Source organism: Micromonospora endophytica (assembly GCF_003236305.1).
GTDB classification, from domain to species: domain Bacteria; phylum Actinomycetota; class Actinomycetes; order Mycobacteriales; family Micromonosporaceae; genus Micromonospora; species Micromonospora endophytica.
The window spans coordinates 1-8,437 of the sequence record NZ_POTX01000249.1; the positions used below are offsets into that span (position 1 = coordinate 1).

Sequence of the window (8,437 nt, forward strand, 5' to 3'; positions counted from 1 at the left end):
GGAGATGTTTATAGAGACAGGAGTTTGGGGAGCACCTGGTCGCCGAAGGCGTCGAGGAACGGCCGCTGCTCCTGCCCGACGTGGTGCAGCGCGATCTGGTCGAAACCGAGGTCGATGTACTCCTCCAGCCAGCCCACGTGCCGGCCCAGGTCGGCGGAGATGTTCACCACCTCGGCGAGGCGCTCCCTCGGCACCTCGGCGGAAACCACGTCGAAGTGCTCGGGCGTGGTCAGATCCCAGCAGACCGGCGGGGCGAAGACGTTGCTGCGCCACTGGTCGTACGCGATCGCCTCGGCCTCGGCCTGGGCGGGCGCCCAGCTCAGGTGCACCTGGAGGTGCAGCGGCCCGCGGCCCCCCGCGGACCGGTAGGCGTCGATCATCCGGCGCAGGTGCTCGCGTGACGCGTTGACGGTGATCAGACCGTCCGCCCATTCGGCGCACCACCGGGCGGTCTCGACACTGACCGCGGCACCGACCAGGGCCGGTGGCTGCTCGGGCCGGCTCCACAACCGGGCCCGGTCGACCCGGACCAGGCCGTCGTGGCTCACCTCCTCGCCGGCCAGCAGGGCGCGGATGACCTCGACGCACTCGCGCAGCCGCGCGTTACGCACATCCTTACGGGGCCAGGCGTCCCCGGTGATGTGCTCGTTGGCGGCCTCACCGGAACCCAACGCGGCCCAGAACCGGCCCGGGTACATCGCGCCGAGGGTGCCGATCGCCTGCGCGATGATCGCCGGGTGGTAGCGCTGCCCGGGCGCGTTGACCACGCCGAACGACAGCCCGGTGGCCTGCAGCGCCGAACCGAGCCAGGACCAGGCGAACCCGGAGTGGCCCTGGCGCTCGCTCCAGGGAGCGAAGTGGTCGGAGCACATGGCCGCGTCGAAACCGACGCTCTCCGCGTGGGTGACCGCCTCCAGCAGGGCGCGCGGGTGGATCTGCTCGTGGGAAGCGTGGAAACCGATCGCCGTCATGCCGCCGTTCCCTACCCACCCCGGCGTGGACGTAAGCGCGCGGCTATTCGGCGTGGGCGCCGGGGCCGGCGCCGGCCATGCCCTCGCCGACCCAGACGGTCTTGACGTTGCAGAACTCGTGCATCCCCTGGGCCGACAACTCGCGGCCGTAGCCGGAGTTCTTCACCCCGCCGAAGGGCAGCTCCGGATAGGACGTGGTCATGCCGTTGATGAAGACGGCACCCGCCTCCAGGTCGGTGGCGAAGCGCTCCTGCTCCTGCGGATCCCGCGTCCAGGCGTTCGCACCGAGGCCGAAGGAGGTGCCGTTGGCCAACTCGACAGCCTCCGCGTACGACGACACCCGGTACAGTCCGGCGACCGGCCCGAACACCTCCTCGGCCCACATGCGCATCTGCGGGTTCAGGTCCGCCACCACGGTCGGCGGATAGAACCAGCCCTCGCCGCCGGGCTTGTGCCCGCCGCAGAGCACGGTGGCGCCCTTGTCGACCGCGTCGCGGACCTGGGCGTCGATCTCGTCGCGGCCCCGCTCGCTGGCCAGCGGACCCACGTCGGTGGCCTCGTCCATCGGGTCGCCCACCCGCAGCGCCGCCATCCGCCGGGCGAACGCCTCGGCGAAGGTCTCGTAGACGTCGGCGTGCACGATGAAGCGCTTGGCCGCGATGCAGGACTGGCCGTTGTTCTGGCAGCGGGCGGTGGTCGCCACCTCAGCGGCCAGTTCCACATCCGCCGAGGGCATCACCACGAAGGGGTCGCTGCCGCCCAACTCCAGCACGGTCTTCTTCAACTCCCGGCCGGCGATCTGGGCGATCGACCGACCGGCGATCTCGCTGCCGGTGAGCGTGGCGGCGCGTACCCGGGCGTCGCTCAGGATCCGGTCCACCGCGTCGGAGTCGACCAGCAGGGTGGTGAACGCGCCCTCGGGGAAGCCGGCGCGACGGAACAGGTCCTCCAGCAGCAGCGCGGTCTGCGGCACGTTGGAGGCGTGCTTGAGCAGGCCGGTGTTGCCGGCCATCAACGCCGGCGCGGCGAACCGCATGACCTGCCAGAGCGGGAAGTTCCACGGCATCACCGCGAGCACCGGCCCGATCGGCTGGTACCTGACGAACGCCCGGGTCGCGGAGACCGCCTCGGCGTCCGCCGGCACGTCGGCGAGGAACTCCGCCGCGCGGCGGGCGTAGAAACGGCAGGCGGCGGCGCACTTGGTGACCTCGGCCTTCGAGGCGGCGAGGGTCTTGCCCATCTCGGTGGTCATCAGCCGGGCGATGTCGTCCCGCTCCGCCTCGAGCAGGTCCGCCGTCGCGGTCAACCACCCACCCCGCTGCGCGACAGTGGTGCCGAGCAACTGCCGGTAGGCCAGGTCGGTCCGCTCGATCGCGTCGTCGATCTGCTCGTCGGACATCGCACCGTACGTCTTGAGCACCTGACCGGTGGCGGGGTTCGTGGTGGCGATGGTCATCAGTGGCTACTCCAGTCACTCGAACAGCGAGTGCCGCACCCCGGGCTCCTCGCGGCGGCGAGCGGCGCGGCGGCGTTGGATGACGGCCAGGTCGACCACGGCGACCACCGCGAGGACGACACAGGCGACGCCCAGCCAGATCACGTCCGCGCGAAAGGCCAGCACCGCGAAGACGGTCATGCTGACGAGCCCGAAGCTGGCCAGCGCGAGGCGCAGATTCAACGCGCTGTTCGCGTGGCCGACCGTGCCCCGGGCGCGCCGTGGCTGTGATCTCGTCATCACCCCCACCTACCCCGCCCCGTCGGAGCTAACCGTCACCCCACCCAGGCTTTCGGCCGTGGGTTGCGTTACACCGGGCCGCCATGACCCGACTTCTGCGCCCACCTGCGGGGAACATGGACGGATGACCGTGAGCCACGCCGCGCCGGTGACCGTCGCGGTCGCCCGACGCGCCGATCCTGCCCGTACCGACGAGATGGTGGCGTGGATGCGGGCCGGCACGGCGCTGGCCGAGGCGTTCCCGGGCTTTCTCGGTGCCGGCTGGGTACGCAGCGCTCCCGGCTCCGGGGACTGGCACATGCTCTACCGTTTCGCCGACGAGGACACCCTGCGCCGCTGGGAGAATTCTCCGCAGCGGCACTGGTGGCTGACCTCGGCCCAGGGCATCGTCGAGCACACCCGGGTCGAGCGGCGCACCGGCATCGAAGGGTGGTTCGATCCGCCCCGGGAACCGGCCGCCGCGCCACTGGCCGCGCCGCCGGTGGTGGCGCCGCTGGTGGCGCCGTCACCGCCGCGCTGGAAGCAGGCGGTCACCATCTGGCTGGCGTTCTTCCCGCTCAGCCTGACCGCCACCCTGCTGACCGGGCACCTGCTGCCCCACCTGCCCACCGCGGCCCGGGTGCTGATCATGACGCTCTCGCTGACCCCACTGATGACGTACCTGGTGCTGCCCAGGATCACCCGGGCGCTGCACTGGTGGCTGCACGGGCAACAGCCGCCCTGGCGCGAACCGCGCTGACAGGCACCGGCAGTCCACTGCCACCTGCTCGACATCGACGCGTGACCAGCGACCCATCCTCGCGTAGAGTCACCATGCCATCGCTGTGTGCTGTAAGGCTGGGGACGTCATGTCTGGACGCTGGACCACCGCCGCCGTCTGCCTGCTCGCGTTGATCGCGCTGGCCTGCGAGGGAGGCGGAGAGGCGTCGCCCCGGCCGAGCGGGACGCCTCCGGCCGGCTCCCCCAAGGCGATCGCGGCGCTCGGCGACTCCATCACCACCGGGTTCGGCTCCTGCCTGGTGCTGACCTCGTGCGAGCGCAACTCCTGGTCCACTGGGGACGGCCTGCGGGTCGACAGCCACTACCGCCGGCTGCTCGACCGCAATCCGGGGCTACGCGGCAAGGCGTACAACCACGCGCGGCCGGGGGCCCGGGCCGCGGCGCTGGCCGGGCAGGCGCAGGCGGCGGTACGTGACCGCGCCGACTACGTGACCGTCCTGATCGGCGCCAACGACGCCTGCCGGGGCAGCATCGACGCGATGACGCCGGTGGCGGAGTTCCGAGCCGAGGTCGATCGTGGACTACGGGTGCTGCGGGAGGGGCGGCCGAAAGCGCGGGTCCTGGTCGTCAGCATCCCGAACCTGTACCGGCTCTGGGAGGTCGGCCACGACGACAGGCGTGCCGTGCGGGCCTGGCGACACGGTATCTGCCCGTCGCTGCTGGCCGAGCCGACCTCGACCGACGCCGCCGACCGCGAACGGCGAGCCACGTTCCGGGCCCGCGTCGCCGCCTACAACGACCAGCTGGCGGCGGCCTGCCGGGCGTACGGTTCCCGCTGCCGGTACGACGGCGGCGCCGTGCACCGGATCCGGTTCGACCTGGACCTGGTCAACGCGCTTGACTACTTCCACCCCAACACCGCCGGCCAGTCCCGGCTCGCGGAGGTGACCTGGCGCTCCGCCGGTTACCGCGACTGAGCCTCAGCCTCGGCGCGGTGGCGGCACCTGGGGTCCGGTGTGTTGCCGGTACAGCTCCCGGGACCGGTCGGCGAGGTTCTTGGTGGCCGAGGAGTTCGCCCAGGTGCCGAGGACGATCGCCGCACCGGGGATCACCTTGGCGAAGGCGCGTTTCGCCGCGCGTACGCCGGCCATCTGCGCCAGCCGAACACCGAGCCGCAGCATCACCCGACCGAGCGGGGCCCGCTCGCCGCCGCCGAACAACGCCCCGGCCCGTTCCCGTCCGGCCGCCACCCCCAGCGCCAACCGGGCAGCCGAGGCGACCTTGTGCACCTTCTGGAGAACCAGCAGGTCGGCGGCCCGGTCCGGGTGGGTGGGGTCGACCCCGTACGCGGCGGCGATGTGCAGCACCATCCGGGCCTGGGTCCAGGCGAGGACACCCACGTCGATCACCGCGCCCGGTAACCCGGCGGCACCGGAGACCGCGCCGGAGAGCCGGGCCCGGTTGACGAACCGGCGCACCGCCTGCTCCGCGAGGGTCTCGGCGGTGGCGTCCGGCTGCTCGGCGCGAGCCTGCTGGCGCCACGCCGCCGCCTCCGGCCCGAGCCGGCGGACCGCTTCGAGGGCGAGGTGTTCGGGGGCGTACTGCGGATCCTGACGCATCCGGTCCCAGAGGGTGGCCGGCGGACCCTCGGTGGCCTCGGTGGCCCCGGCGGCGCCGCTGGCGGCCGGGACGGGCGAGGGTACGGCGGGCGGCGCAGGCTGGCCCTCGGCGGGGGCGGGCTCATTCATTCGCCTCTCTCCCTTCGGTCGCGCTGCACCATGTGTACCCCGACGCGGCAACGCCGTACCCGTGCCCGCGCGAACCGGTGTCGATCCGACAGTCGGCGCGATCCGTTGTCGGTGCGGTCGCCGCCGTGGGGAAGCCGGGCCGCGCGGATGGGCGAAACAGGAATGCGCCAGGATGACGGGTACGTTCTGACGATCGGGGACGCCGCCCACCGGCGACCCGTCACCCGCATCGAGGGAGGCCGCACCGGTGCTCGACCCACACGAGCTCTACGAACTCACCGACGATCTGCCCGACCTCGGTCAACCGGTCCTGATCCAGGCTCTCACCGGTTTCGTCGACGCCGGCAACGCCGTCCGGCTGGCCCGCGAACAGTTGTTCAGCTCGCTGGAGTCGCGTTCGATCGCCCGTTTCGACCTGGACCAGATCTTCGACTACCGCTCCCGCCGCCCGGTGATGACCTTCGTGGAGGACCACTGGGAGAGCTACGACGCGCCGGAGCTGGAGCTGCACCTGCTCCACGACGATGACGAGACGCCCTTCCTGCTGCTCACCGGCCCCGAGCCGGACCTGCAGTGGGAACGGTTCACCGCCGCCGTCGCCGGGCTCGCGGCGCGGCTGGACGTCCGCCTCACCGTCGGGCTCAACGCCATCCCGATGGCGGTGCCGCACACCCGCCCGACCGGCGTCACCGCGCACGCCACCCGACCTGAGCTGATCAGCGGGTACGAGCCGTGGCTGCAACGGGTCCAGGTCCCCGGCAGCGTCGGTCACCTGCTGGAGTTCCGCCTCGGCGAGGCCGGCCGGGACGCGTTGGGCTTCGCCGCGCACGTGCCGCACTATGTGGCGCAGGCCGAATACCCTGCCGCCGCCGAGGTGCTGCTGGCCTCGGTGTCCCGCAGCACCGGGCTGCTGCTGCCCCGCGATGCGCTGGGCACCGCCGCCGAGTCGGTCCGGGTGGAGATCGACCGCCAGGTCGCCCAGAGCGACGAGGCGTCGGCGTTGGTCCAGGCCCTGGAGGAGCAGTACGACGCGTACGCCCGCGGTCGCGGCGGCAAGAACCTGCTCGCCGAGGAGAACGGCCCGCTGCCCACCGCCGAGGAACTCGGTGCCGAACTGGAACGTTTCCTCGCCGAGCAGACCCGCCCCAACAACGACACCTAGCGTGCAAGGAAGGGCCCCCTGTTAACGCCTCGTGTATAGGAGGGGCCCCCTGTTAACGGCAACGGTGAGCACCGGCGGGGCGACCACGCCCTGCCGGTCGGCTCGGTGGACCGACCGGGGATAAGGCAGGCTGGCACCATGCGCCTGGCCACCTGGAACGTCAACTCGGTGAAGGCCCGCCTGCCCCGGCTGCTCGACTGGTTGGCCGGCACCGGGCCGGACGTGGTCTGCCTCCAGGAGACCAAGTGCCCGGACGGGGCCTTCCCGGTCGCTGAGGTCGGCGAGCTGGGCTACACCGTCGCCAGCCACAGCGACGGCAGATGGAACGGGGTGGCCATCCTGTCCCGGGTCGGTCTGGCCGATGTCACCGTCGGGTTCCCCGACGAGCCCGGTTTCCCCGAGCCGGAGGCCCGCGCCATCTCGGCCACCTGCGGCGGGCTACGGGTCTGGTCGGTGTACGTGCCGAACGGACGTACCCGGGACGACCCGCACTACGCGTACAAGCTGGCCTGGCTGGCGTCGCTGCGCGACGCGCTGGCCACCGAACTGAGCAGCACCACGGCGCTGGCCGTCTGTGGTGACTTCAACGTGGCGCCGACCGACGACGACGTGTGGAATCCGGCGGTGTTCGCCACCTCCACCCACGTCACCCCGGCCGAGCGGGCGGCCCTCGCCGCGCTGCGCGACCTCGGCCTCACCGACGTGGTGCCGACCCCGATGAAGGGCCCGCACCCCTTCACCTACTGGGACTACCGGGCCGGGATGTTCCACCAGAACAAGGGCATGCGGATCGACCTGGTGTACGCCTCCGCTGCGGTGGCCGGGGCGGTCCGCTCGGCGTACGTCGACCGGGAGGCCCGCAAGGGCAAGGGCCCCTCCGACCACGCCCCGATCGTCGTCGACACCGACCTGGTCCCGGGCCAGCCGCAGGGACGCCGATCATCGTTGACCTAGGGTGGGGGACATGGCAGTCGTGAAGATCAACGCGATCGACGTACCGGCCGGTGCTGGCGAGGAGTTGGAGAAGCGGTTCGCGGCCCGGGCCCGCGCGGTGGAGAACTCGCCGGGGTTCCTGGGTTTCGAGTTGCTGCGTCCGGTCGCCGGGGAGAGCCGTTACTTCGTTTACACCCGCTGGGAGTCCGAGGAGGCGTATCAGGCGTGGGCCGCGGGTCCGGCACGGGCCGCCCACGCCGCCCCACCCGGCGCCGAGCAGCGCCCACCGGTGGCCTCCGGTGCCACCCTGCTGGAGTTCGAGGTGGTCCAGCAGGTTCCCTGATCCCGGCCGAGGTGGACGACGGCCGGTTCAGGGCGTACGGGTGGTGCGCAGGGAGGCAAAGGCGATCACGTTGTCCTCGTAGCCGGTCCGGCCGCCGACGAACTGGCCACCACAGGTGATCAGGCGCAGGCCGGCGGGACCGTCGTGGCCGTAGATGCGGTCCGCCGGAAACCGGTCCTTGGGGAAGCGCTCCACCGAGTCCACCCCGAAGACCACCACCGCGCCGTCGTCCCGGGTCACTTCGATCGTGTCGCCGGCACGCAGCTTGCCCAGGTTGTAGAAGACCGACGGGCCGCTCTTCGTGTCCACGTGCCCGACGATGACCGCGGGACCGGGCTCACCCGGGGCCGGTCCCCGGTCGTACCAGCCGGTCTCCTGGTGCCGGCTCAAGGGTGGTACCGCGATCGAACCGTCCGGTGCCTCGCCGACCGGCCGTACCGGAGCGGAAACGTCGATCGAGGGCACGGCGAGGCTGACCGGCCGCACCGCCGTCCGCGCCGCCGCCGCGCCGGCTGGCGACCGCTCGCTGCCGGCGGCGGCCCAGTCCAGCGGCCCGCCGACGGTACGACCGAGCCCGGCCCCGGTGGCGAAGACCCCGGCGATCACCAGCACCACGGCGAGCGGCACGGACCAGGGCCCCCGCTCCGATCGGCCGGTCCGGCGCGCGGGCGCGGGCGCGACACCGCGCCTCCGGCGCGCAGAACCCGACGCGGGTACGCCCCGCGCGGCGCCGGGTGCGCTTACGCCGAACGCGCGGCCCGGCGCGGGTACGCCGGTGTGGTGGCCAGCCGAAGGCGGCGTCCACCCGCCGGGACGGGGTGGGCG

Annotated in this window: 10 protein-coding genes; 5 read left to right on the top strand and 5 right to left on the bottom strand. The window is 72.4% G+C overall.

Annotated features, from left to right (window positions below; translation table 11 throughout):
• Positions 1–8: 8 nt before the first annotated feature.
• From C1I93_RS25485 to C1I93_RS25495, 3 genes are read right to left on the bottom strand one after another with little or no spacing between them, the layout of a single operon-like run.
• Positions 9–971: a TIGR03885 family FMN-dependent LLM class oxidoreductase gene (locus C1I93_RS25485; protein ID WP_111245825.1), complete on the bottom strand. Its 963-nt coding sequence runs from the start codon at positions 969–971 to the stop codon at positions 9–11.
• A gap of 43 nt (positions 972–1,014) precedes the next feature.
• Positions 1,015–2,427 carry an NADP-dependent succinic semialdehyde dehydrogenase gene (locus C1I93_RS25490; protein WP_111245826.1) on the bottom strand — a complete coding sequence of 471 codons (1,413 nt, stop codon included), beginning with the start codon at positions 2,425–2,427 and terminating at the stop codon, positions 1,015–1,017.
• Positions 2,428–2,442: 15 nt separating this feature from the next.
• The gene (locus C1I93_RS25495) at positions 2,443–2,706 is read right to left on the bottom strand and encodes a DUF6343 family protein (RefSeq protein ID WP_111245827.1); all 264 of its coding nucleotides are present in this window, start codon (positions 2,704–2,706) and stop codon (positions 2,443–2,445) included.
• A gap of 124 nt (positions 2,707–2,830) precedes the next feature.
• Between C1I93_RS25495 and C1I93_RS25500 the strand changes: the two genes are divergently transcribed.
• Entirely contained in the window at positions 2,831–3,445 is a 615-nt protein-coding gene (locus C1I93_RS25500; protein ID WP_111245828.1) for an antibiotic biosynthesis monooxygenase, read from the top strand.
• 109 nt (positions 3,446–3,554) lie between these two features.
• Positions 3,555–4,403 carry a GDSL-type esterase/lipase family protein gene (locus tag C1I93_RS25505; RefSeq protein WP_111245829.1) on the top strand — a complete coding sequence of 283 codons (849 nt, stop codon included), beginning with the start codon at positions 3,555–3,557 and terminating at the stop codon, positions 4,401–4,403.
• 3 nt (positions 4,404–4,406) lie between these two features.
• On the opposite strand, the gene C1I93_RS25510 is transcribed toward C1I93_RS25505, so the two are convergent.
• Entirely contained in the window at positions 4,407–5,174 is a 768-nt protein-coding gene (locus C1I93_RS25510) for an EcsC family protein (RefSeq protein WP_111245830.1), read from the bottom strand.
• Between the two features lie 247 nt (positions 5,175–5,421).
• Between C1I93_RS25510 and C1I93_RS25515 the strand changes: the two genes are divergently transcribed.
• The 3 genes from C1I93_RS25515 (at position 5,422) to C1I93_RS25525 (ending at position 7,612) form a co-directional block, all read left to right on the top strand.
• Positions 5,422–6,336 (top strand): proteasome assembly chaperone family protein, encoded by a 915-nt coding sequence (locus tag C1I93_RS25515; protein ID WP_111245831.1) that lies wholly within the window; start codon positions 5,422–5,424, stop codon positions 6,334–6,336.
• 138 nt (positions 6,337–6,474) lie between these two features.
• Positions 6,475–7,290 carry an exodeoxyribonuclease III gene (locus tag C1I93_RS25520; protein ID WP_111245832.1) on the top strand — a complete coding sequence of 272 codons (816 nt, stop codon included), beginning with the start codon at positions 6,475–6,477 and terminating at the stop codon, positions 7,288–7,290.
• A gap of 10 nt (positions 7,291–7,300) precedes the next feature.
• The gene (locus tag C1I93_RS25525) at positions 7,301–7,612 is read left to right on the top strand and encodes an antibiotic biosynthesis monooxygenase family protein (protein WP_111245833.1); all 312 of its coding nucleotides are present in this window, start codon (positions 7,301–7,303) and stop codon (positions 7,610–7,612) included.
• Positions 7,613–7,639: 27 nt separating this feature from the next.
• Here the strand turns inward: C1I93_RS25525 and C1I93_RS25530 are convergent, their stop codons facing one another.
• Positions 7,640–8,239, bottom strand: coding sequence for a class F sortase (locus C1I93_RS25530; protein ID WP_223256358.1), 600 nt, complete (start codon positions 8,237–8,239; stop codon positions 7,640–7,642).
• Positions 8,240–8,437 lie beyond the last annotated feature (198 nt).